Source organism: Marinibium conchae (assembly GCF_015595035.1).
In the GTDB taxonomy this organism is placed as follows: Bacteria; Pseudomonadota; Gammaproteobacteria; order Enterobacterales; family Alteromonadaceae; genus Glaciecola.
The window spans coordinates 485,006-510,027 of record NZ_JADNRN010000001.1; the positions used below are offsets into that span (position 1 = coordinate 485,006).

The following is a 25,022-nucleotide window of genomic DNA, read 5'->3' on the forward strand; positions in this document are numbered from 1 at the left end:
CCTTATAGTTTTTGAGCATACAGACTTTTTCGAATGTTCTCCAACATACATTCAAATCCTGAGTCGAGATTAGCGAACAGTAAATCTGAGTTAATGTAGTGCGGAGCGCGTTTTCCATGGTAGTCAGTGATGGGGCCAATTTGTTTAAATTTAATGCCTACAAGAGCTAAATTTCTGGCTAATTGTGGCTCTAACATCACAAATGCATGCTTTTTATTCAATTTTAAGCACATTGCCGCGGCTGAAAAGTACAAACCAACGGCAATGAAAGGAAAGCAGCGTAATTCGTTATCTTCGTCGACGTCGTCGTTAAATGAGCCGGTGGCTGCACCGCTGACTTGGTCGCTCACACGACGCCTAAATTCGAGAGGCACTGCCAATCGTGAAATCTCACAAATGTCATCGCGATTAAAGTTTTCAGGCAAGAATTTGGCATTGAGTATTTTATCCTGACAGAATACTTCAATGGGCAGTTTTTCACTCTCATCACGCGGACAAATAATTCTTACCGTTCCTGCGTACTGCCTGCTTTTGATATGTTGTATTAAGGCATGAAAAGCATAATTATCGAAAGTATCAGTCTCTAATTCATCATCGCGCAAAGGCTCATAGCTTAACTCTTCACAGTAGACCTTGTGCCTCAGTCTGAATACGATATCTTTCTTAAAGTCACTGTTTGCGATCACTGGTCGAAGGAAAGTCGCAAAGTGCAAGCTGACCTCTTGAGCTTCTTTTACACTTTGATGTTCAGACCATCTCCTTTTTAATTTTCCAATGATGCCACTGGGAAGGAGAGTTTGTGCGGTTTTTTCTAACAACATATATTCTACTTATTCGAGTGATTAGCTTCGAGCTTGTAATTTCACCTAGCGGGCGGAATATATCAAAGTGAAGAGTATTCTTCGTATATAAACTCGCGAGGAATGTATCTTTTCTTATACTTTTATTCGGTTAAATATTGAGAACAAGCTTAATATTGGCCATCCACACATAAATGGCTCTGCGGCTCTCTTCCAGCGCCCCTAGTTTGGGAAACCCCGGGAGGTAGGATATTTTACCTAAGCCGTTGTGCTCCACTGGAATAAAGATAAAAGGCTTAACGTCGTTGCTGGCAACTAGGGCTTTGAGTCGTTTTCCATGGCTGGCCGACGATACGATGGCAAGAAACTCAGTGAGCTGATAGCTTGGATGCTGTTGAAGATGATAGAACTCTTCTTGAGTATTACTGCCCTGATTGATTTCGATAATGTCGTTTGAGTTTACCCCCAACTCAACCAAGAAAGCCTTTGCCTTTGATGCATAGCTAAAGCTTTTATCACTGCCAAAGCGCCCGCCTGTAACGATGATCTTGGTGGGTTTGTAGCGGTACATTTGAGCTGAATGGACCAAACGCTGCAAAGCGCAATTATTCCATTTGCTAACGGATGGTAAGCCTTCTGCGTTGAAGTGACCACAGCCTAGTACCCAAATCGCGTCGGCAGAATGCCATGCTGCATTCTCAATAGTGATCGGCGGGTGTGCTTTTTCAATAGAGGAGATTAACCAAGCACTGAAAAATGGTTGAGAGCAGAGGTAAAGCCATAAAAGCAGGACCCCAACTGAGTATCGGTGAGTCATTTTTTTGATAATATTGAATTTCTTCAATAGGCTAAATATGCCAATAAGCACTAAGCTATGGTTAATTGGCGATACTAAAATATGGGCGAATTCGTTGATCACGGTAGGCTTGTTTGGTATTTCACAGTTAATTCGATATGCTATACGATTAACGGACTAAAGAATACCTACGATGTATAAAAGAAGCCTTAACTCAATCTACAAACCTTACTTGTTTTTACTTGCAGTGCTAGTGGTCTTGTTTAGCAGCAAGCTTAGTGCTCAGGATACGCAGGCTAAAACTAATCTAGTTGACAGTATCAAACTGGTTAAGCCGTCGATAGTTGGTATTGCGAGGTATACACCTATTGACGCCAAAGCGCCTGTTATTTTGGGCACAGGCTTTGTGGTGGCCGATGGGAAGCACATTGTTACCAATTACCATGTCGTGTCAAAAGAACTCGACAGTAAGAAAGTGCAGCATTACGTTGCGCTCAGTGGAAAGGGCGCAAACCCGAAAATTCATATCATGACAATTAAAGCGGTTGATCCGGTTCACGACCTTGCTTTACTGAGTATTGAAAAGAGCTTGCCAGCGTTAGCATTGGCAGGCGATGAATTAATAGACGATGGAACGTCAGTATTTTTTACAGGCTTTCCAATTGGCGCTGTATTGGGTTTATATCCGGCCACTCATACCGGTATTATCGCGGCTACAACCCCCGATATTAACCCTGCAAAAAACGCGAGTGAACTTACAGTGCAGATGCTCAATAGGCTCCAAAAGCCCTTCTATATCTATCAGTTAGATGCAACGGCTTATCCTGGGAACAGTGGTAGCCCCTTAGTGAATCAAGATACGAATGAGGTAATCGCGGTGATTAACAAAGTGTTTGTGTCGGAAGGAAAAGAGTCGGCGCTAACTAATCCAAGCGGTATTACTTACGCAATACCTATTCGGGAGCTAAGAAAGCTAGCCAAAACAGTAGATATAACGCTATAATCTGTCGATATTTTTTGCACTACGCATAGGCATCTTCACATAAATCTAGTTGAAACAAAGGTTTATATTTTGGTGTGAATATTGCATCAAGCTAGTATTACAGCAACTTTTTGCTAGCACGCAATAAAACGTGCAATCAGAGCAGTCATTTTTAGTAGGTGGTTTTCAAATGGAAGACAAAAATTCAAATTTACCCACGGACACTGGGCTTGAGAAAACACAAAGCAGGCGTAAGTTTTTAACTCGCGCTTCTTCTGGTGCTTTACTAGCGACAATTCCTAGTAAATCCGTATGGGCAACGATGAGCTCGAACAGTATAGCGGCCTCTGGTCACGGCTCTGATTTTGCGGGTGGCAAAGCCATGCATTTGAAAAAGCCTCATCACTGGGTTGATACTGGAGTGCCAGAATTAACTGACAAGTACGAGCGTATTTGTGGCGGCGTGCCTTACGTGGGCGGCAACTTTGGTACTTGCTTAGGATCTTCAAAAAACAAGATTCAACTTTGCCACATACTGGGTGACTGGAACGAAATAAAGAGCTTTGTTAAAACGCTCTTTATCCGCAAATCCAATGGCTCAAAAATTTATGCTAGAGTCGTAAATAAAGTGATTAATGGCACGCGTTACAGAATTAAGTTCCCGAAAAACACTAGCGGTGACTATGAATACTTCACCAAAAATGAGGTGTTAGAAGCCTTAGCCGGTGATCACGACCTTAACAAGCTTATTGTTAGTGCATATCTTAATGCTTTGTATAGCGGCTCTCATCTGGGCATTCATTACCCAGTGGTAAACTCATACAATGGCAACAGAACACCTTTCCAAAGTGCTGAAAGTTACATCAGAAAAATTCATCTTTCTGCACAGGGTAACCCAAGCCATACTCGTGAGGTTCTCAATAGTTTACATAACGACCCCAATTCATTCCGTACGGTATAGAATAGGCTAGTTATATTGAGCAAACCTATTAGTTCGACAAATAGTGGTCAATATAAAATTAAAGAAGGGATGCTTATGCATCCCTTTTTAGATGGCTCTGGAGTCGTTTTTTTCGACCCGGCTAAAACCACAATTAGCTCTTTGAATATTAGCCTAGATGCCTTTAATGTATGGTTAGATGCTCCAGATGAATTGCGTGAAGATGATAGAATGCGTTTTGACACGCTTGTAAGACAAGGCTTTCTGGTGAAAAACACCAGTGTAAACAGCAAGGCGGGTGACCCTTAGTGCAGCGCTTTCAGTTAACTATTCCACCCTTTGTATTTCAAATAGAAACTGATATTCCCGTGGTTATTGATAATGCAAGGCGCATTTACAAATCAGCCTTTATCGAGGATATCAACAACGACAATTATGTTGATTACTTTCTCAGCGCCACTTATTCCAATGGGGTTCGCCGCTTTTTTAGGCCGCAAGCTCGCTTTTTGTGCGACGACCGTGAACCTTTCAAACCCTTGCATGCAAACCAAGCTTTCGCAATGCTTGAGTGGGGGATGAACTGGACTGTTGCCGCTCATGAACTCGATTATGCGATTGTGCATTCAGCCGTGCTTGCTAAAGAAGGCAAAGCAATCCTCTTCCCCGCACCGCCGGGTTCTGGAAAAAGTACCTTAACCTCGCATCTTTCGCAAAACGGCTGGCGTTTATTGTCTGATGAAATGGCACTAATCGACCCCACAACAATGCGAGTAAGGCCATTTGTTCGGCCTATATGCTTAAAAAATAGATCCATCGATTTAGCGAAAAAGTGGTTTCCCGAAGCCTGTTTCTCAACAGTTGCGGCAAATACGCACAAAGGCGATGTTATTCACATGGCAGCGCCGGATGATGCCGTAGCTGCGTGTAATGAAAGCGCTGAGATCGTAGGGGTGGTTTATCCAAATTACCGAGCCGACACAACACTCGATATTTACAAACTCAGCATGACCGAAAGCTTCATGCAGTTAGTTAGCAATTCGTTTAATTTTACGGTGGTAGGGAATGAGAGCTTCGACACCATCACTAAGGTGATTGAAAAAGCCCAGCATTTTGAAATCTTCTATAATGATTTACACGAAGTGAATAGTTTTTTATTGGATGAAATTATCTCATCAAGTAAGGATGAGCATGAACATTGATTCTGACTTGATTGTTCGCCTATTTGATAGCCCAGAGTTACTCGCTGAGGTAAACCTAGCTGATCGGCCACGGGTGATCACCGCTTTAAGGCAACAAAAAGTATTGGCTAAATATGCGCATTTACTGTTTGAAAACGATAAAGCGGACTGCGTTGATGATAAAACTCAACGACACTTACGAAACGCACTAAAAATTGCAGAAAAACAAAAACAACAAGTTGCCTTTGAGGCGAACGAAATAAAAGCGGCTTTAGCCGATGTGTCGGAGTTTGTGGTGTTTTTAAAAGGCGCGGCCTACAGCCTGAATAATACCGAAGTAGGGAAGGGCCGCATCTACAGCGATATCGACGTGTTGGTGAATAAACCTGACTTACTGGCTTGCGAACAAAGCTTAGTATTTCACGGTTGGCACGGTGAAGAAATAAGCGATTATGATGATAAATATTATCGTAAATGGGCTCATGAAATACCGCCTATGACGCATATGCACAGGGGCACAAGTATTGATGTTCACCATAATATTATTCCGGTGATTTCAAAAGACGCGCCCTCAGCTGAGAGTCTAAAAGCCTTTATTGTTGAAAACGACAGTGGGATTCAGAGCCTCAATATTGATGCTCAGTTTGTGCATTGTGCGGTTCATCTTTTTAGAAATGAAGACTATAAAACAGCTTTTCGAGATATTTTGGATCTGCGCTTTATGCTGAAGGATTTGAATGATCAGAGTTTATGCGGGGTGTTAAGTGTCGCTGATACTTTGGGCTTTCGTTATGAAGTCGGCTTAGCTCTGCACTTCGTAAAAGCTATTTTTGCAGTGGGCATCGAGCAAGACCTGATTGATAGTTGCTTGGTGTTAAAGCCACTCCGCAAGAAAATTGACCTGTTTATATTTTCTACGGTGCTGCTACCAAAACACCCAATGATACAGCATAAAAGTAGAGCCTGGATTGAGGCGCTTGCCGAGCTGCGAGGGCACCTGATAAAGATGCCACTGCTTTTACTTATCTATCATTTAACAGTAAAATCGACACGTTCGGTGATTGAAGCGATTATGGGAAAGCACTTCTTTTCGAAACGCGAACTAACATGATCAAGCGCTAAAATGCTAAATCTCTACTATTAATAATGGCGAAAAAGGAAATACATTGAAAATTCTAGTCACCGGCGCGGCCGGCTTCATCGGCTCTCATACTTGCCGTCAGCTTTTAGATATGGATATGCAAGTAGTAGGTATAGACAATATAAATGACTATTACAGCACCTCATTGAAGGACGCACGACTCGAGTGGATAGCCGAGCACGAAAAAGCAAGTCAGTTTCAGTTTATCAAAATGGATATTGCCCACCGCGAAGATATAGAGGCTCTTTTTGCTGAACAAAAATTTGATCGAGTGGTGCATTTAGCCGCCCAAGCTGGGGTGCGCTTTAGTATTGAAAACCCACATGCCTACGTTGATGCTAACATTGTCGGATTTATGAATATTCTGGAAGGATGTAGGCATAATAAGGTAGAGCACCTAGTGTATGCGTCATCAAGCTCGGTATATGGCGCAAATGAAGCGATGCCTTTTAGCGTTGATGACAATGTTGATCATCCCGTTTCACTTTATGCTGCGTCGAAAAAAGCCAATGAATTAATGGCTCATACCTACAGTCACTTGTATGATTTGCCAACCACAGGACTTCGTTTCTTTACCGTTTATGGCCCATGGGGTCGCCCCGATATGGCACCCTTTAAATTTACTAAAGCGATCAGTGCTGGCGAGCCAATTGATGTGTATAACTATGGCGACCACCAACGTGACTTTACTTACATTGACGACATTGTTTCGGGCGTGATTAAAACGATGATGCATGTTGCACAGCCTAACTCAGAATGGGACGCAAAAGCACCTTCGCCAAGCTCAAGTAAGGCACCATGGCGTGTTTATAACATAGGTGCACAAACGCCAGTTCATTTGCTTACTTTTATTGAAACCATTGAAAAAGCACTTGGTAAAACAGCGCAAAAGAATTTATTACCAATGCAGCCAGGTGATGTGCAGGCAACTTATGCTGATGTAGAAGCGCTGGTTAAAGATGTAGGTTATCGCCCGAGTACTTCCTTAGAGGAAGGAATAGCAGAGTTTGTTAAGTGGTATCAGGGCTTTTATTCTTAGGGAGTAAACCTTAGGGATTAAATTTCGGGCAATAAAAAAGGCGCTAAGAGCGCCTTTTTTCGTAGTAGAAAACTTATTTAGCTTTGCGTCTACGTGATAGACCAAGACCGATTAGGCCAAGACCCATAATTGCAACAACACCTGGAGCTGAAACTCTGATTTCAAAGCTCTGCTGCTTCATACCATTAACATCAGCTACTAATACGTTAGTTGTACCGAAAGTGTAATCATCACCACCACCGATGTAGATATGCTGACTAGCATTACCAGAATCAGTATTAGTTAACGCTAAGTTGTTGAAAAGGCTAGAACCTAAAGAAAATACCATAAGCTCAACGTCGTCAGACAAAGTAAAGTCGATACCGTCTACGCCGCCTGAATTATTTGTTATCGCAGTCCAACCAAATGCGTCTTGACCGCCTAAAAAGCTAGCATCATAGTTTACGCTGAATGTTTCGTTAGAAGCTAGTTCGTACTGAAACAACGAAGTTGTGTCAAGTGACGAAGATCTGAATACTAGGCCGCCAGCCCATGTAGGTGTGCTTTCTGCTGCGCCATTTCCTGTCCAACGAATAGACCAATTTTTAGGAGCTAATTCGTCGTTCCAGATGTAGTATCCATAATCAAGTGTCGTAGCTAAGTCGCCACCGTTAGCTGGAGTTACGTTCGATATTTCTTGGCCGTATGTGTTACCACTATACTGAGGTGTAGCAAGAGCGCCGAAAGCTGCTAAGCCTAGAGTCGCTGCTACAAGTAATGATTTAATTTTCATTATGTTTCCTTTGAATTATTATCTATTTGTTTGTTTGGATGACACGTTTAGCATCAAGTCCTTCTAAAGCTAGCAGTGCTATTCTAAAACTTACCCTGCTCGTATTGTTGATAAGCATGTTATGTGCCAATAATTAAAGCTATTAAAAATCAGTGGTTTATGGTGGTTTCTTGGTTTGGGTTTATTATGTTGTAAAAATATTCGACATAAAAAAAGCGTCGTTCCCAACTAGATTGGGAACCTCGAAAAAGGCGTCGTTCCCAACTAGATTGGGAACCTCGAAAAAAGCGTCGTTCCCAACTCGATTGGGAACCTCGAAAAAAAGGCGTCGTTCCCAACTAGATTGGGAAGCTCGAAAAAAAGTCGTCGTTCCCAACTAGATTGGGAAGCTCGAAAAAAGGCGTCGTTCCCAACTCGATTGGGAACCCCGCGACATCAAGCAAGATATGTAAAATTACCAGTCATAGCAACGACGTATAAAGATCTATCCAGTTAGGATTCCCCTTACTTATTAGCTGGTTTTTCCAATCCCTGTTCCATTTTTTCAGACGTTTTTCCCGTATTATTGCATTGTACATATCATCATACTGCTCAAAATAAATAAGCTTGTGTAGGTTATATTTGGCACTAAACCCTTTAAAAGTCTTATTTTTATGCTGGTAAATACGTTGAACTAGGTTGCTAGTAACTCCGATATAAAGTGTAGTATTTCGATCGTTGGTGATGATGTACACGCATGGTTGTTTCATCATTGAATTCCTTTTCAATTAGACGTTTTGAGAAACAATAGAGCAATTTTAGTGTAGTGGAAAGTACAGTTTTTTTTCTTTTTTAATGGGGTGTGAGGTTCCCAATCGAGTTGGGAACGACGTTTGTTTTAGGGGTTCCCAATCAAGTTGGGAACGACGTTTGTTTTAGGGGTTCCCAATCGAGTTGGGAACGACGTTTGTTTTGGGGGTTCCCAATCAAGTTGGGAACGACGTTTGTTTTTGAGGTTCCCAATCTAGTTGGGAACGATGTTTGTTTTTGGGGTTCCCAATCAAGTTGGGAACGACGTGTGTTTTTTGTGGGGGGCCAATCAAGTTGGGAACGACGTGTGTTCTGGGGGGCCCAATCTAGTTGTGAACGACGTTTGTTTTAGGGGTTCCCAATCAAGTTGGGAACGACGTTTGTTTTTGAGGTTCCCAATCAAGTTGGGAACGACGTTTGTTTTGGGGGTTCCCAATCGAGTTGGGAACGACGTTTGTTTTAGGGGTTCCCAATCGAGTTGGGAACGACGTTTGTTTTTGAGGTTCCCAATCAAGTTGGGAACGACGTGTGTTTTTGAGGTTCCCAATCTAGTTGGGAACGACGTTTGTTAAGTTGCGGACGGCGTTTAGCCTTTATAAAAAGCTCTTTGAATTTTATCTTTCAAGAAGTTTTTATGGATTTTAGTTGCTTGGTCGCCACGTGAACGCTCAACCATTTTCAAGACTCTGCCAAGCTCATAGGTTGCTGATGCTTGTGCGAAGTTGTCATAGCTGCTTTGCTTCTGCAAACCTGACATAGCTATTAGGCGATTAACGTATTCTACTTGCAGATTTCTGCGGTATGAGTTTACGTCGCCTTTAATATCAGCCTTGAAGATAGCGTCGGTTAAACGCCCCATCATTTTCTCAGCGGTAAAGGTATTTCCGTAGAGTGTGGTGTCGGTTAAACGGATCAGTACATTAGGATGCATAACATGGTTTAACACGTTCTTTTGCGCGCCTAGTAACATATCGTGTAAGCGCGGTGACTCGTCGCGTCCCCAACCACTGAAACCACGACGTTGGCGTTGAATATAGGCAAACAAGGGTTCCATCTCTTTAATGGCATCTGGTGCGAACACGAATGACATTAGCGTATTCATTGCCTTGTTCTGCTCAGCTTCTGGCACTGGTGTCAGTGGCTGCGTGTAGCCTTCTTGGCCAACAAAAGCACGGTTTAGATAAACACCACCGATGTAGCGTGATACCACCGACGCTTGACGGGCAAACTCACCAAATAAAACATTCACACCAGTTGCTAGGTCGTTGTGTGAGCGACCAGGAACTAGCGTTTTGTCTTTCAGTTTGCCAGCCATGTGTTTAATAAGTGCAAACCGGTCTTGTGCATAATCAACAGCTTCAGCTGACATGTCGAAGATATTAATGCGAGGATCAACGTGACGACCCGGAGAGCGCATATCGTCGGCATCATTACCAAAGGCAAGTTCAGGCTCTGTAGAGCGGTTTAAAATTGCGGTGAGACGCTTTTCTTCTGCTTCCGCATCGCTTAAAGCTTCTGAGTAACCATATAAAATAACCCAATCGTCGTAAGGACCCGGCTTTTCTGTGTAGAAATCACCTTGCTCTTTACCCACTGGCGCATAGTTCACCGATGGGTAATCCATAACCGAACCAGCAAGTATACCTTGAGTGATCGATGCATCATGCGCATCATCGTGACTGTGCAGCTGCGAGGCCATCATATTATGGTTCAAACCAAGCGTGTGACCAACTTCATGCAAAATAAGGTAAGCCATAGACTGACGAAGTAGTTTATCTTCATCGATTTTGCCCATGCCATCGGCTAAACCCGCATATTTTCCGAACATCATTCCAAGATTTAGCTCATGGCCTAAGGTACACATCATACGGTCGTCACCTTCAAGGCTTGCGCTTAGTGCGTCATAACCGTCTGTAAACATTTCACTTGCTATCCAACGGCCTTTCATAAAGCTGTACTCAAGCATAATATCAGAGCCGATAATTTGGCCTGTTAGCGGGTGGGCAATGCTCGGGCCATAACCACCAAAGGGAGGGCGAGGCGATGATGTCCAGCGTAGCACGTTGTAACGCACATCATCAGAGCTCCAGTCTGCATCGTCAGGCTGAATTTTAACTTCAATAGCATTGCTGATACCTGCTTTTTCAAATGAGGAATTCCACGCTAGAGTTGCATTCTTAATCGTTTCACGCCACTCAACCGGAGTAGTATTTTCAATCCACCAAACGATAGGCTCAACTGGGTCAGATACTTCAGCACCCGGATTTTTCTTCTCTAGATGCCAGCGATTAATAACATCGCGGTAGTTAGCTGTTTGGTCAGACGTCAGGTCATCGAACTGTTGCGAGAAATAACCGATTCTTGCGTCGTCTCTGCGAGGCTTGAAGTTATTTTCGGGCGCTTTGATAAATGCATGTTGAATTTGAAGAGAGGTGTAACGTGCATCCGATACTTCAGCACCACCGCCCACTTTTGGTGTGCTGTTTTCATACACGTAACGAACAACAACATGGGTATTTTCGGGAAAGTTATTCACTTCCTGAATATCGGTTTTGTCTTTTGACAATTTACCTGGCTTAAAGCGGCGCTTTTCAGCTTCGGGGTTGTTAGACGGCATAGGCGCCACACGATGCATATCTTCGTTGGCAAATAAATCGTCGAGTGAAATCGCGATCTTGCCTTCGTGTTCGTGTTCAATCTTGGTTGAAACTAAAATAGCTTCGCTGATGTTAGCGTCTGCCGCTCGGCTAACTGCATTTTCAGGGTCGAAATAGAATCGTGGTGTTTTTGATACCACTTCAATGCGGTCGTAATTGCGGCGAAATTCAATTAGACGAGAGCCACGGAATTGACCTCTAAATGTACCTGCGGCTACCGCGCCGTCAACAGTTGATACAAAGTAAAGGAAGGGTGTATTTAATTGCTCTTCATCGAAAACAACTAAACCGCTGCCGTCTTCTTTGTCGCGATAGATATCAACAAAGCCTTCAAAGGCGTCTTTTTTCTCTAAGATCTCAGTGAGTGTTTCTTTCTTTTTTTCTTCGTCTTTGGCATCTTCTTTTTTATCTTCTGCTACGGCTGTAAAAACCATAGAAGACAAGAAAATCGCCATTAACGATTTACGTGTAAAGTTTACAATCATGGTGCTTTCCCAAGCTAATTAGACTTTGCCTTTCTGTCGAAGGCGCGATGGCTCTTTAGTGATACTAATGCTAACTCTGCGCGATGCTTTGCCGCTTATCAGAACACGCTAATATCACTAAAAAGTAATTTCAGTATAGTACTACTTTCGTAATTGCTTTTTAGTTTCTCAGGATTACAAATTATTGATTAATTGTTACAAGGTTTTACAAGCTCTTTAGCTCAACTGTAACTCAACAAATTCTTTGTATACTGAGCTACTCTGCAATAGCTCTTGATGTTTACCCTGAGCTATCAGTTTGCCACTCTCAAGCACAATAATGTTGTCGGCATTAATTACTGTCGATAAACGGTGCGCAATAATAAGCGTGGTCGTTTGGTTCATCAGTGAATCAAGGGCTTGTTTTACGTATTTTTCACTGCTAGCGTCTAGTGCGCTGGTGGCTTCATCAAGCAATAAAATAGGCCGCTTAGCCAGAATCGCTCTAGCGATGGCAATGCGCTGCTTTTGCCCACCCGAGAGCTTCACGCCGCGCTCGCCGAGCTCGGTATGATAACCGTTAATAAAGCCTTCAATGAATTCATGTGCATAGGCCAACTTGGCAGCGCTAATAACAGCTTCTTCACTTGCCTCAGGTTGTGAAAGGCGAATATTGTCGAGCACGGTGGTGGCAAATATCACCGCATCTTGAGGCACTAAGGCGAAGTTAGCGCGAAGCTCAGCGGTGTTGAGTTCAACATGGCTTTTTTGATTGAGCATAATGCTGCCAGAATCAATATCGTAAAAGCGCATGATTAAATCGAAAAGTGTTGATTTACCTGCACCGCTGTGACCAACGATAGCAATTTTTTGCCCTTTTTTTACCTCAAACGATAAGTTGTGAATGATTTGCTTATTTGGCACTGACGGATAGGCAAAGTTAACCTTATTAAGCGACAAGATCGCCGCACCATCTTGGCTTTGCTCTGGCGCTGACATTGCTGGCTTGGTCGTTTGCGTAAGCGTCGACACAGGTATGTCGGGTTGAGTATGCATCAACTCGACGATGCGCTCGCTTGCACCAGCGGCTTTTTGTAGATCGCCAATCACTTCGCTAATGGTCGCTATGGCGCCGCCAGCTAAGACCGCATAAAAAACGAATGCGGTAAGTTCTCCAGGGGTGATGCTTCCAGCAATAACATCTAGTGCGCCTATCCAAGCAACGACGAAGATGGAACCCAACGATATGAACATGATCATGGCAATAAGTAGAGCGCGATAATGTATTCGCTTAGCTGCGCTTTGCATGATTTTTTCGGCACTCTTATCAAAAGCTCTAACGCTCGGGCCTTCGTGGTTATAAGCTTGAATGGTATGTATTTCATGTAAGTTTTCGTCGATGAGAGTGCCCATTGAGGCAACGTCATCTTGACTGACTTTAGCAAAGTGCCGAACTTTTTTGCCTAATAGCTTTATCGGTAACAGAATAACTGGCACCGCAATAAATACGTACAGGGTGAGTGTCGTGCTGGTTATCGCCATCAGGATCAAGGCGCCAATAAACATCACAAAGGAGCGAAGCGCCATCGATACCCCAGTGCCTACAACCGACTGCAATAGCGTAGTGTCGGAAGTAAAGCGGGAAATAACTTCACCGGTTCTTGCCTCGGCGAAAAAGTTCGGTGACAGTGTGACCAAATGGGAAAATAAGGCTTTTCTAATATCGGCGCAGACCCTTTCACCTAACCACACCATAAGATAAAAGCGGCAGTAGGTGGCTACACTGCCGACAAAAGCAATGCCTAGCACTATGAGTAGAGAGGTGTAGAGCATTTCTTCATCGCCAGCGACAAAGCCCTGATCAACCACCAAGCGCACGCCTTGACCAAGCACTAACCAAGAGAGAGCGCCAACTAATAAGGCGACCAGCGCAAGACCGACCTTGGCCATGTAAGGGCGAAGGTGAGCAAATAACCAGGCGAGTATCGACCTACTGCTTTTCAATTTCCTTTCTGACTCAATTACCTTGCCTACGTTGAGCATTTCCCTTAGCTAGCCAATATCGCCTATGTAAAGCAATAAGCAGCAATATATTGATTAGCGAAATTGCACCACCAGAGCTTGAAGGAGGTGGTGGTATCGGAAGTGGCACAGGGTTTACCTGCGCGTCGGCTTCTACATTCACCGTTACCGACACCGTTGATTGTACACCAAAGTCGTCGGTTGCAGTGAAGTCAAAGCTTAATGTCCCTTCGCCGTTAGGTGCAGTGAATTGAGTACTTAAGCCTGTTGTACTGCTAAGAGTTACCTGTGTTCCTGATGTCTGCGCCCATGTGAAGCTTAAATCATCATTTTCTGGGTCGTTAGCAGTGGCCGTCATTGTCACACTTTGCCTTTCTACAACGTTAAGTTCAGTGTCGGTATTTACTACAGGGGCTTGATTTGATTCGTCATCGCGAATTGTTAAGGTAACGCGGTTGTTTCCTTCAATAGTGACGTTGTCGGGGTTACTTACCACGAAACTGATGCTTTCGGTTGATTCACTTTCGTCATCGTTAATTATATTAATGCTGAGGCTTCGATCGCCAACTTCGCCTATTCCCCATGAGAGCGTATTGCTAGCAAGGTTTAAGTCGCTTCCTAGTTCAGCGCTATTGACTACACCATCGCTGTTGTCGAGTTCAATAGTGACACTTGCCGCGGTATCGGCAGCTCCTGAGCGAGTAAGGGTTAAGCTTACCGACGCGTCGGTTTCTTTTGCGTTTAGCGTATCGGCGTTGATAGCAACAAGAGACGCCCGAGCGGTGGTACTAAGAACATCAACTTTGGCAATATTGGGAGTGATGAGTTCTGCGCTAGGTGATGCATTTTCTAAACGGATGAATAAGCTTTCCATCGTTTCACCTTGGGCATCATCAAGTGGCGCAATGGTAATGGTTTTAGGCTCACTTTCATCGGCTGCCCAAGATAAGGTGCCAGACTCAAGCGAGTCGAAATCGTCTGCGTCGGTCGACCCACGAATAATATGGTAATCGACACTTATTTGCTGAACGCCGCTGCGTTCAACAGCAATTTCCAAGCTAGTGCCTTCAGCGACGCTGTATTGACTGGCTGAAAAGCTAATGTCATCTTTTTGGTTGCTTTGGGTTTCATCCTTAATAATATACAAGCCACCTTGAATATCGCTCACTAGAATTATACCGCTAGGAAGGTAGGGATATACGCCCCAAGCACCATTGAAACCTGCTGAAGTGCGTGCAGGGAAGGTATCAAAATAGCCTATTTCACGAGGCGCTGTTGGGTCGGATAAATCCAAAACAGTTACCCCACGCTCGTAGTTCGACATGTAATACTTATTGCCTCTTACGAAACCATTATGGTCGACTGCTCGGGTTGGGCCAACCCATGTTGAGACTAAGCTAGGTGAGTTTAAGTCTGAGACATCAAATACGTGTACAGTGGTATTGAGGCTATTGCGTTGCTCATCGAGCTCATCGTGCACAAGCACGTACTGGCGATCTTCACTCCACCAACCTGAGTGAGTATATTCGGCATTGGGATAAGATACCGACGACAATTCCACCGAAGTATTTAAGTTTGAATGGTCCCACAAGCGCAGCGTACCTTCATTGAAGTCGAGCATTACGGTACAACCTGCTGCAGAGGCATTCACGCAATCCCGTTCTGCGCGTTCATCATTGATTAACATAGAAGACGCGTCGTGGGTGTAATCAGCACGAGTTGCGCCTGGTAAGCGATAGGTTGAGCGAATGTTTTCTGGGTCGGTGAGTAAATAGCTTCTAAGCGAACCACCGCCATTTGAAGAACCTAAAATATGCGCCTGTGGCAATGCCAATGAGTTTTGAATATTCAAACCGTAATCAACATTTGAAATGTAGATGTTATGTGCAGAAAGATCGCTTAGGTCGCGATCTACTAAGATCATGCCGTCGTCGGGGTTACTTAGATTTAATATCGTAAGGCCTTCACTTGCGCTATCGGCAGTAGCGTATGCATAAGCTTCCCATTTATTCATATCGGCATTGAAATACTGTAGCACTTTAATATCACGCCAAGTGGTGTTCTGACCAAATATATTATTAATAACAACCGGGTTTACAGGGTCTGATACGTCTACCAAGCTTACGGCCCTGCGTGAGCCTACAATGGCATATTCTTTCATCGTATTTAGGTCGACATGCCCCCAGATATCATTAGCAGCCGTACTTTCAGGCGTTAATTCACGTACGGGAACATGAGAAAGTAAAGACATATTACTACAAGGAAACTCACCTGCTAGGCCATCAACGCAGGCGGTTTCGGCTTGAGATTCGTACATCGCGTTTACCTGTGCTAAGCCCTTATCGAGCGCCTCAGCGCTTTCATGGAGTGCCTCGTCGCTTTGGTTAGCTTTGCTATCAACAATAACGTTAAAGCCTTTTTCACTGAGTTGTTGTGCATACTCTAACGGAACGCCCGAGAGCGTCGTCGGAAAAGCATTTGGGTTTTGAGCTTGGTAATTATCGAGTGTTTGAAAACCGCCATAAGCGGGCACGATGTCGCTGATGAGATAAAAAACATCGGAAAAGCTGCGTAATTCGTAATGACCTTGTGCAACTAATACAACATCACCTTTGTTGGCTTGCTCAGCTGCGTAGCCAATACTTGCGCAGGGGCGAAAGCGGTTTTTACAGTCACCGCTATCACGGCCGTCTGGTGACACGAAGCGTGCTTTGTCGTGATCCATATGTGCGTTTGCTTGGGCACAAATCCCTATGGTAATTACAAGCAAGATGCGTAAACTAAAGAGATACTTTTTCATGAAGATTCCGTTTATTGTGTACTCAAGGTCATTATTAACATGTTGTGGCGCATTTAAAAAGTACTTCCTAGCGACATTCATTCATCGTACTTTATATACCGTGCCCACCTCGTTTATTCGGGTGTTTGCTTTGCTATTCAGTGTGACAGCCTTAAGTGCTTGTCAGCCGAATGATGCCGAAGGCCCTAGTGCATCTCAGTTAGCACCTAAGGGTGACTTGCAAGCTGCAAACGCTTATCAAGTTACCATAAGTTTTCAACCGGCCTTTGGTTCGCAAATGCTAGCTTGTGACACACCGATTTCGACACGAAACTCTGGGCAGCAACAAGTATGGAAAATTAACGAACTTGCGGCATTTATTAGTGAACTTCGTTTCGTGCAAAATGGTAATCGCTATGTAGTAACGTTAGTCGATAATCCTTGGCAAAGCCAGAACGTCGGCCTTCTTAGGCACTCTGGCGATTGTAAAGTTCAGCGTACTAATTTGAGCCTAAGTGTGAATCTGTTGAAAACAAGCGCTGATAATACTCAGCCAGAATTTCGCCCCGATCAGCCCAGCCGACTTGACTTCACGCTGGGTGTACCTTTCGCGTTGAATCATGGAAACCCAGTACTACAAGCTTCTCCTTTGAACGATTCCTCTATGTTTTGGGTGTGGCGCAATGGCTATAAATTTTTACGCTGGGATATGCAAGCAGATTCTGGCGAACGGTGGTCATTTCACTTGGGCAGTGTGGGTTGTGATTCTGCCGCGATGGTACGCGCCCCGAAACGTGAGTGTGACTTAGCAAATCGCATCCCTTTTTCTGTTGAAGTGATGTCGTTGGTTGAAGCTGAGTTGAAGGCTGCTGCGACGCATGAGGGTATACATCAGCTAAAGGTTTCTGAGCCGCTACAGGCTTCTGACCAGCTGAAGGCTTCTGATCAGCTAAAGGCTTCTATCACCTTAGACTTAGAGAAAATAGTGTTAGGTTTGAGTGTAGATAACTCAACAACTTGCATGTTTTCGAGTATCGACGAAAGAAGTTGTATGCACTTACTCAACAATCTGAAAACACAAAATGTATTTTCGTCATCAGCTGAATCAGCTTCTATATTAACAGGCAAGGGTAGTTAAATGCGCAGAGTTTTCTTGCTTTTGCTGAGCACGATTGTTGTGCTAACGACGGCATGCTCACCTAAACCAACGCCTTTTGTATGGGATATACCTGAGGGCTTCCCAGCACCTAATGTACCTGCTGATAATCCTATGACGATGGAAAAGGTCGCACTGGGCGAAAAGCTGTTTAATGATGTTAGTTTGTCGGTGAATCAACAACAGTCTTGTGCCTCGTGCCACATGAAAGCCTTCGCTTTTGCTGAGCCTAAAAAAGTATCGGTAGGCACCACGGGCGACCAACTTGCTCGTAACTCTATGGCTCTGGTTAATATTGCCTACAATGGCAGTTTCACTTGGGCACACGATAGCTTGGGAATTGTTGAAAATCAGATCCTTATTCCATTGTTCAATGAAGCGCCAATAGAAATGGGCGTAAGCGGGCATGAAGAAGAGATTTTGGCACGTTTAGACGCTTACTCGAGTGAATTTAAGGCGGTATTTGGTAGTAGCGAGCCGAACTTTGATTTCATTATAAAGGCCTTGGCAAGTTACGTGCGCAGCTTAACGTCTTTCAATTCAGACTTCGATCGCTACGCTTATTATAATGACGATGATGCTCTCAATGCGTCGGAATTGCGCGGTATGGAGCTGTTCTTTTCAGAAAAGCTCGAGTGTTTTCACTGTCATGGCGGTTTCAATTTTACGCAGTCGAGCAAGCACGCCTTTCAAAAGTTAGATTTGGTCTCGTTTCATAACACAGGCTTGTACAATGAAGATGAAAAAGGTAGCTATGCAAATGGCGATCAAGGCTTGGCTGATATCACGATGAACGATGCGCATAGGGGGAAGTTTAGAGCGCCTACCTTGCGAAACATCGAGCTTACCGCCCCTTATATGCACGATGGTAGCGTGGCTACATTGTCGGAGGTGATAGAGATTTACGCAGCCGGCGGCCGAGGGAAGGGCGTAAACAATCCACTTAAGAGCCCTTTTGTGCGTGGTTTTGATATTACTGAACAAGAGAAGACCGATTTAATTAATTTCCTCGAAAGCTTAACGGATGAGTCCTTTGTGAAAGATTGATGATGTTGGTTTTGCGGAGATTTCTGCCTTCGCAGAAATGACGATGGGGCGCAGAAATGACGTTTTTCTTCGTCATTCCAACTTCACCAGTCATTCCAACGTAAGTTGGAAACTAGATTTCTGCTTTCGCAGAAATGACGCTTTTCTTCGTCATTCCAACCTCACCAGTCATTCCAACGTAAGTTGGAAACTAGATTTCTGCTTTCGCAGAAATGACGGTGGGGTGCAGAAATGACGATGGGGGCGAAGCTTCTTCGCCCCGTATCTGGTTATTCGTAGTTAACACCGGTTACAAACATGGTCGTAGTGCCGTCATGTTTATCGTCATCTGCTTGTTGGCGATAAAGACCCCATCTCCACCCATATAGCGTTGAATTACTTTCAAGGTTCGGCTGTGGATGGTTTTCAGCTAAAACTCGATCGCAATTTAGATATACTTCAACTCGAAAGCCGTTTGAACGAACACGCAAGTTAAACGGTTTTTGATACACATCATCAGCAATTTTTACTCTGCCTTTTCCTCGTCTAGCAATTTTTAGGCTGCCATCGCGGTCGATTAAGGCTTGTATAATGAAGTTACTAGCATCGTTGGTTTTGATCTGAAAAATAGCATACAGCTGACCTTCATCCCAATCGGCTAGGTAATAATTCGCGCTAAATTCTCTCCATGAACTTTGGTTGCTTCTTTTCCATCTAGGAGACTGATGCGTTTCTACTCGAGGGCGCAATATGCTCGAGGTTTGATTTTGGTCGCCGTCTTTTAACTGAAAGCGCTGCATATTACCTTGCTCTGTATACCAGTTAGTATAGTCACCGAAATCGCTCCTAGACGTATTACGATCGAGAATAGTGTGTAATTTAAAATCACTTCTCATGTCGAGGTTTGCGTTACTGCATGAGGATGGGGGCTGAGCTACGTTACTGAAATTGCCACTTCCTGAGCCACCACCAGAACCGCCGCCCGTAGCATCGCATCGCTGAGAGCCACATATACAGATGCTTGCATTGCTTCTGCTATCAGCACAGTCTGTGGCAGCACTGCCGAACATGGCTTGGCATTGCGCTGTAGTGTTACACTGATCTGGACCATCAAACGGTCCACCCGAATCACCACCGTTCGAGCCGCCACCTGATCCGCCGCCACCGGAGCCACCATCTGGATTGCTCCCGATAATGCCACCACGGTTGCTAGGTTGGTCATTTAAACAGGCATTTCTGCTAATACAGCGCTGCCCACTTTCTCTACCCCAGCCTTCTGCCTTGTTTTTGCAAAGTGGAACGACATCGCGGCCGTACCAATTGCATGCTTCTTGAGCGCTTGCGTTTGCACTGAAGAATATGGCAACGATTAAGCTGCTTATTCCGATTAGTAAGTACTTTGTTTTCATACTGTGTCCCTTCGTTTTGTTAAATGGAGATACACAAGTACAACCGGAAAATGCATATCCGCGTAAAGTATTACGTACATTTTTTTCACTACGCAATTACGAAATATGGTAATTGCTACAATAAATTTACATTTGGAGGTGGCTAATGATAGTTTAAATTTCGTTCGAAATTTGTATGAAATTTGAAGGTAGATCAACAATGCTGGCTCGTCTAAAAACAAGCTTTTTGCTTATTGCTATAGCGATTTTATTAGCCATTTCCTCTTTGCTTTTTCTGCAAGAAAATAAAGCTGATTTTAACCAAGCCCATATTGCACAGGGTGTTAAAATTTTTGAGCACGCTAATTCAACACAGAATCAAAGGCCATTTTTTTATCATGAAACGAAGGGGAATCAGGCCCAAATCACTTCGTTAAATTCACAAAAAGTAGCAAGTAATAATGCCACTATATCGGAAAATATGGTCACAGTGACGAACATGGACGAGCTCAATGACTATTTTCGGTCTCCAATAAGCGACAGTATTTTTGACTTTGAAAGCCTTCTTGATTTCACAAATAGTTCACCACAAGCCTTTGCTTACATTGCAGATTTATATGTAAATACCGGTAACGCTTGGCAACAAAAAAGGGCCTTTGAGCTCTTATTTCGTTGCCTGCATCCTGAAAAAGTGAGTTTTATTGCTTCGTTGCTAAGGTCAACTGACCTAGATTTACAATCAAAGGGAGCGCGTCTGTTATCTACCGATGTTCAAACTACTGAGCAATATGAGCTTATGGTTAGTTTAATTATCGAAGCATCGTATAGCGCAGAAAATCCCGAGGCATTAACGCATTTAATCAAGGCCTTGCAACTCACTGAACGCAAAAGTTTGAGTAATGACTTTACCGACAAACTGATAGTAGACAGGCTGCATGAGTTGGCCTCCGACAGTCACCCAAGTGTCGCGAATATTGCCTTATCAACACTATTGCAAGTGTCTCAAGGTGAAACTGCGTTAGCTATTGTAAATATTCATTTATCTCAGGGCTCGGAAAGTACTCAGCTTAATGCACTTCAAAGCATACGAGATATCGCATATCCGGGAGAAGAGGTGATGCTTACACTAAATCAGATTATGAATGACAACAGCCTTCCTAGGGAGGTAAGAGCCTTAGCAGCAAAGCGCTTAGTAGACTTTGAGAATTATGCGAGCATGCAAGATGCTTTGGAGTCTATTTAAAGGTTTTCCAATTAATATTAGTCGAGAGCAGTAACTCCCTTAAGGAAAGTGCCCGTGGTGAGGTTTTGCCTTTGCTATTCCATGTATGACCACTGCAGGCTGCACCTACGATGGCTTTGTTCGGTTTAACTAACTGATGGCTTACGTGCTTAGCTTGCGCTTCCAAACTCTTGCCATTGAGTGCAAACCAGCCGTGCTTATTAGTATGCAATTTGTTTAGTGGCGTGGGTAGCATGTCAATGGAATCAAATTCAATATGTTCATTGCCGTAATCATTCACGTAAATACATACGACTGCACCGTGATAAGAGTGCTTATTAAACCATGCCTCAGTTTTACCAAGCACCTCTTCATCTTCTAAGAGTTTTGTTGCTGGGCATTTTCCCGCTTGTTTCGATTTCCATGTGCCGTTGTGCACGTCTACATCAATCGGAGTAGGTTCATTAATGAGGAACTCAGCCGCGTTTTTAATATGATAGGACAAACCACTTAGCTTGCGTTTTAAAAGGATAGGATCGCTAATATTGCTGGATGCTAAATTCACTAGCTCTCTTTCATACAAGGCATTGCAAAGCTCAGCAACATTTGGATATTGCTCAGCTAAATTGAAAATATTTGTTTGGCTAGGGTGTTGGTCGCTCATATTACTCGAGTAAATACTACTTTATGGCTTTTCAAATAGAAGCGGCATCTTAATACAATAAGATGCCGCTTTCATTAACAACAATGTCGATTTCTCGATTTTAGTTTAAAAGCAATAGAATAACTACTGGCCTTTTATTTCTGATAAACCCTTGTATGGTGCAGGCGTGCCATTTTCGGCAAGCTCAGCTTCAATACGAAGTAGTTGGTTATATTTAGCAACACGGTCAGAACGACAAAGCGAGCCAGTTTTGATTTGGCCTGCTGCTGTGCCCACTGCTAAATCTGCAATAGTTGCGTCTTCAGTTTCGCCGGAACGATGAGAGATAACGGCTGTGAAGCCAGCGTCTTTCGCCATTTTGATAGCGTTCAAGGTTTCAGTTAAAGAACCAATTTGATTGAATTTAATCAGTATCGAGTTACCTACACCGTTCTCAATGCCGCGCGCTAAAATCTTAGTGTTAGTAACAAATAAATCATCACCTACTAATTGAATTTTATCGCCTAGGATCTTGGTTTTATATGCCCAACCGTCCCAATCACTCTCGTCTAAGCCATCTTCGATGGAAACAATTGGGTATTGGTTTGCCAAATCAGCCAAGTAGTCGCTAAAGCCATTTGAATCAAAAGACTTATCTTCACCACTTAGCACATACTTGCCGTCTTTATAAAACTCAGACGCCGCACAATCAAGTGCGAGGGTTACGTCTGTACCCATTTTATAGCCCGCATTTTCAACAGCTTCGACAATCACAGCAAGTGCTTCTGCATTCGACGTTAAGTTTGGTGCAAAACCACCTTCATCACCAACCGCGGTATTAAGACCCTTAGCAGAAAGTACTTTTTTCAAGCTATGGAAAATCTCAGCACCCGTGCGCAAAGCTTCTGAGAAAGAAGGCGCGCCAACTGGCTGAACCATAAACTCTTGAATGTCTACGTTGTTGTCTGCGTGCTCTCCACCGTTGATGATATTCATCATTGGTACAGGCATGCTGTACTGGCCAGGAGTGCCATTTAAGTTAGCGATGTGCGCGTATAATGGTAACTTTTGGCTAATAGCTTCGGCTTTTGCCACTGCTAAAGATACCGCTAGGATTGCATTAGCGCCCAACACTTCTTTGTTTTCTGTACCGTCCAGATCAATCATTACCTGGTCTATGCCAGCTTGGTCGCCGGCATCTTTACCCGCTAAAGCTGGCGCAATTTTGTCATTAATTGCGGCAACGGCTTTTAATACGCCCTTACCTAAATAACGAGATTTATCGCCGTCACGCAGCTCTAAGGCTTCTCTTGAGCCAGTAGATGCACCTGATGGAGCGCAAGCGCGACCCATGGCACCGCAATCTAGGTAAACATCTGCTTCTACCGTAGGATTGCCTCTTGAATCTAATACTTCGCGACCGACTATGCGATTAATATTCGCCATTTTTGTTCCTTTTACTTGTTGATTTTACTTGTTTTTCGTATATTCGCCTGCTGCTGCGATGAAGCCCGTAAATAAAGGGTGTCCATCGCGAGGCGTAGAGTTAAACTCAGGGTGGAATTGACCTGCTACAAACCAAGGATGATCTTCTAGCTCAATCACTTCCACCAAGGCTTTGTCAGTTGATAAGCCACTGACTTTTAAACCTGCATTTTCAATTCTCTCACGCAAGTTGTTATTCACTTCATAGCGATGACGATGACGCTCATGTATTTGCGTATCACCGTACATGGTGGCCACTTTACTTCCTTCTTCAAGGTGACAGAGTTGACTTCCCACACGCATAGTACCACCTAAGTCTGTTGTAACATCTCGGATCTCTTTGCTACCGTCGGAATCTAACCACTCAGTAATTAAGCCAACCACAGGGAAGGGCGTGTCAGGGGCGAATTCAGTGCTGTTCGCGTTTTCCATTCCGGCAACATTTCGCGCAAACTCAATATATGCGACCTGCATACCCAAACAGATACCTAGATAAGGCACGTCATTTTCGCGTGCGTATTTAGCTGCCGCAATTTTCCCTTCAATGCCGCGCTCGCCAAAACCACCTGGCACTAAGATGGCATCAAGGTCGTGTAAGATATGCACACCCTTACTCTCTACGTCTTGCGAATCGATATATTTAATGTTCACAGTAAGACGGTTCTTCAAGCCGGCATGCTTTAGTGCTTCATTTACTGATTTGTAGGCATCGGGTAGTTCAACATATTTGCCCACCATACCCACATTGACTTCGCCAGTAGGATTTGATTCTGCATATAATACTTGTTCCCACTCGCTAAGGTCGGCTTCAGGGCAGTCATAGCCAAAGCGTTTGACTACTAATTCGTCCATACCTTGTGCTTTGAGCGCAGCAGGGATTTTATAGATGCTGTTGGCGTCACGAAGCGAAATAACGGCTTTCTCATTCACGTTAGTAAATAGGGCTATTTTGGCTTTTTCGTTATTCGGAAGAGGGACTTCTGAACGACACACTAAAATGTCGGGTTGAATACCTACCGAACGCAATTCTTTTACCGAGTGCTGGGTGGGTTTAGTTTTGGTTTCACCAGAAGCCGCAAGATAAGGCACTAGGGTAAGGTGCATGAACATAGCATGATCACGGCCAACCTCAGTACCTAATTGACGAATAGCTTCGATAAAAGGTTGTGACTCAATATCACCTACCGTGCCGCCTACTTCTACAATAGCAACGTCGTTGCCTTCAGCACCGGCGATCACACGGCGCTTAATTTCGTTGGTAATATGCGGAATAACCTGAATGGTCGCACCTAGATAATCGCCTCTGCGCTCGCGTTTTAACACCTCTTCATACACTCGACCCGTGGTAAAGTTATTGCGCTTGCTCATGCGAGTACGAATAAAGCGTTCATAGTGACCTAGGTCGAGATCGGTTTCAGCGCCATCATCGGTAACAAATACCTCGCCGTGTTGAATGGGGCTCATAGTGCCAGGGTCGACATTGATGTAAGGGTCGAGTTTGAGCATAGTGACCTTCAGGCCTCTTGCTTCTAGTATTGCTGCTAATGATGCGGCTGCGATGCCTTTTCCTAATGATGAAACAACACCACCGGTGACGAAAATATAATTTGTCATGTAAAACCTAAGGTACGTAATTGAACAAAACCAAAAGCAAATAGACAGCCACGCTTTACTCCAAGGTGCCAATGCAGGTTGTGCGGCTCATGGCGACCCTTATGGGGCGAGTAGACTCTTTGATTAATG

At 43.9% G+C, this 25,022-nt stretch carries 20 protein-coding genes; 9 read left to right on the forward strand and 11 right to left on the reverse strand.

Annotated features, from left to right (window positions below):
* Window positions 1-2 precede the first annotated feature (2 nt).
* Both ISG33_RS01995 and ISG33_RS02000 read right to left on the reverse strand, forming a co-directional pair.
* Window positions 3-821 (reverse strand): PEP-CTERM/exosortase system-associated acyltransferase, encoded by an 819-nt coding sequence (locus ISG33_RS01995; RefSeq protein ID WP_195731892.1) that lies wholly within the window; start codon window positions 819-821, stop codon window positions 3-5.
* Window positions 822-951: 130 nt separating this feature from the next.
* Complete coding sequence (locus ISG33_RS02000; protein WP_195731893.1) at window positions 952-1,719, reverse strand: YdcF family protein; 768 nt, start codon at window positions 1,717-1,719, stop codon at window positions 952-954.
* Between the two features lie 70 nt (window positions 1,720-1,789).
* Here ISG33_RS02000 and ISG33_RS02005 point away from each other — a divergent pair, with 70 nt between their 5' ends.
* The 6 genes from ISG33_RS02005 to ISG33_RS02030 all read left to right on the forward strand — a co-directional run bounded on the left by ISG33_RS02005 (window position 1,790) and on the right by ISG33_RS02030 (window position 6,876).
* Window positions 1,790-2,599: a S1 family peptidase gene (locus ISG33_RS02005; RefSeq protein ID WP_195731894.1), complete on the forward strand. Its 810-nt coding sequence runs from the start codon at window positions 1,790-1,792 to the stop codon at window positions 2,597-2,599.
* Between the two features lie 169 nt (window positions 2,600-2,768).
* Entirely contained in the window at window positions 2,769-3,539 is a 771-nt protein-coding gene (locus ISG33_RS02010) for a hypothetical protein (protein ID WP_195731895.1), read from the forward strand.
* Window positions 3,540-3,614: 75 nt separating this feature from the next.
* On the forward strand, window positions 3,615-3,827 hold the full coding sequence (locus tag ISG33_RS02015; RefSeq protein ID WP_195731896.1) for a hypothetical protein: 213 nt from the start codon (window positions 3,615-3,617) through the stop codon (window positions 3,825-3,827).
* The gene (locus ISG33_RS02020; RefSeq protein WP_195731897.1) at window positions 3,827-4,717 is read left to right on the forward strand and encodes an HprK-related kinase A; all 891 of its coding nucleotides are present in this window, start codon (window positions 3,827-3,829) and stop codon (window positions 4,715-4,717) included. The genes ISG33_RS02015 and ISG33_RS02020 overlap by 1 nt, the downstream gene beginning before the upstream one ends.
* Window positions 4,707-5,807, forward strand: a complete 1,101-nt coding sequence (locus tag ISG33_RS02025; RefSeq protein ID WP_195731898.1) for a nucleotidyltransferase family protein — start codon at window positions 4,707-4,709, stop codon at window positions 5,805-5,807. Before ISG33_RS02020 ends, ISG33_RS02025 begins: the two co-directional genes overlap by 11 nt.
* Before the next feature lie 55 nt (window positions 5,808-5,862).
* Complete coding sequence (locus tag ISG33_RS02030) at window positions 5,863-6,876, forward strand: NAD-dependent epimerase (RefSeq protein WP_195731899.1); 1,014 nt, start codon at window positions 5,863-5,865, stop codon at window positions 6,874-6,876.
* 73 nt (window positions 6,877-6,949) lie between these two features.
* Here the strand turns inward: ISG33_RS02030 and ISG33_RS02035 are convergent, their stop codons facing one another.
* The 5 genes from ISG33_RS02035 to ISG33_RS02055 form a co-directional block, all read right to left on the reverse strand.
* The gene (locus tag ISG33_RS02035) at window positions 6,950-7,648 is read right to left on the reverse strand and encodes a hypothetical protein (protein ID WP_195731900.1); all 699 of its coding nucleotides are present in this window, start codon (window positions 7,646-7,648) and stop codon (window positions 6,950-6,952) included.
* A 461-nt stretch (window positions 7,649-8,109) separates the two neighbouring features.
* Window positions 8,110-8,400, reverse strand: a complete 291-nt coding sequence (locus ISG33_RS02040) for a GIY-YIG nuclease family protein (protein ID WP_370545291.1) — start codon at window positions 8,398-8,400, stop codon at window positions 8,110-8,112.
* Window positions 8,401-9,023: 623 nt separating this feature from the next.
* Window positions 9,024-11,579 (reverse strand): zinc-dependent metalloprotease, encoded by a 2,556-nt coding sequence (locus ISG33_RS02045; RefSeq protein WP_195731901.1) that lies wholly within the window; start codon window positions 11,577-11,579, stop codon window positions 9,024-9,026.
* Between the two features lie 216 nt (window positions 11,580-11,795).
* Complete coding sequence (locus ISG33_RS02050; RefSeq protein WP_195731902.1) at window positions 11,796-13,601, reverse strand: ABC transporter transmembrane domain-containing protein; 1,806 nt, start codon at window positions 13,599-13,601, stop codon at window positions 11,796-11,798.
* Entirely contained in the window at window positions 13,576-16,380 is a 2,805-nt protein-coding gene (locus ISG33_RS02055) for a choice-of-anchor B family protein (protein ID WP_195731903.1), read from the reverse strand. The genes ISG33_RS02050 and ISG33_RS02055 overlap by 26 nt, the downstream gene beginning before the upstream one ends.
* Here ISG33_RS02055 and ISG33_RS02060 point away from each other — a divergent pair.
* Together ISG33_RS02060 and ISG33_RS02065 are read left to right on the forward strand one after the other, a co-directional pair.
* Window positions 16,379-17,497 carry an MbnP family copper-binding protein gene (locus tag ISG33_RS02060; protein ID WP_195731904.1) on the forward strand — a complete coding sequence of 373 codons (1,119 nt, stop codon included), beginning with the start codon at window positions 16,379-16,381 and terminating at the stop codon, window positions 17,495-17,497. The two genes, ISG33_RS02055 and ISG33_RS02060, sit on opposite strands and share 2 nt — an antisense overlap.
* A complete protein-coding gene (locus ISG33_RS02065; protein WP_195731905.1) occupies window positions 17,498-18,562 on the forward strand; it encodes an MbnH family di-heme enzyme in 1,065 nt (354 codons plus the stop codon). It abuts the gene before it with no gap.
* 269 nt (window positions 18,563-18,831) lie between these two features.
* Here the strand turns inward: ISG33_RS02065 and ISG33_RS02070 are convergent, their stop codons facing one another.
* Window positions 18,832-19,950: a hypothetical protein gene (locus ISG33_RS02070; RefSeq protein ID WP_195731906.1), complete on the reverse strand. Its 1,119-nt coding sequence runs from the start codon at window positions 19,948-19,950 to the stop codon at window positions 18,832-18,834.
* Window positions 19,951-20,149: 199 nt separating this feature from the next.
* Here ISG33_RS02070 and ISG33_RS02075 point away from each other — a divergent pair, with 199 nt between their 5' ends.
* Window positions 20,150-21,172, forward strand: a complete 1,023-nt coding sequence (locus ISG33_RS02075) for a hypothetical protein (RefSeq protein WP_195731907.1) — start codon at window positions 20,150-20,152, stop codon at window positions 21,170-21,172.
* Here ISG33_RS02075 and ISG33_RS02080 read toward each other — a convergent pair.
* The 3 genes from ISG33_RS02080 to pyrG form a co-directional block, all read right to left on the reverse strand.
* Window positions 21,165-21,815, reverse strand: a complete 651-nt coding sequence (locus ISG33_RS02080; protein WP_195731908.1) for a hypothetical protein — start codon at window positions 21,813-21,815, stop codon at window positions 21,165-21,167. The two genes, ISG33_RS02075 and ISG33_RS02080, sit on opposite strands and share 8 nt — an antisense overlap.
* A gap of 123 nt (window positions 21,816-21,938) precedes the next feature.
* The gene (eno, locus tag ISG33_RS02085) at window positions 21,939-23,240 is read right to left on the reverse strand and encodes a phosphopyruvate hydratase (RefSeq protein WP_195731909.1); all 1,302 of its coding nucleotides are present in this window, start codon (window positions 23,238-23,240) and stop codon (window positions 21,939-21,941) included.
* A 24-nt stretch (window positions 23,241-23,264) separates the two neighbouring features.
* Window positions 23,265-24,893 carry a CTP synthase gene (gene pyrG, locus ISG33_RS02090; protein ID WP_195731910.1) on the reverse strand — a complete coding sequence of 543 codons (1,629 nt, stop codon included), beginning with the start codon at window positions 24,891-24,893 and terminating at the stop codon, window positions 23,265-23,267.
* Between the last annotated feature and the right edge of the window lie 129 nt (window positions 24,894-25,022).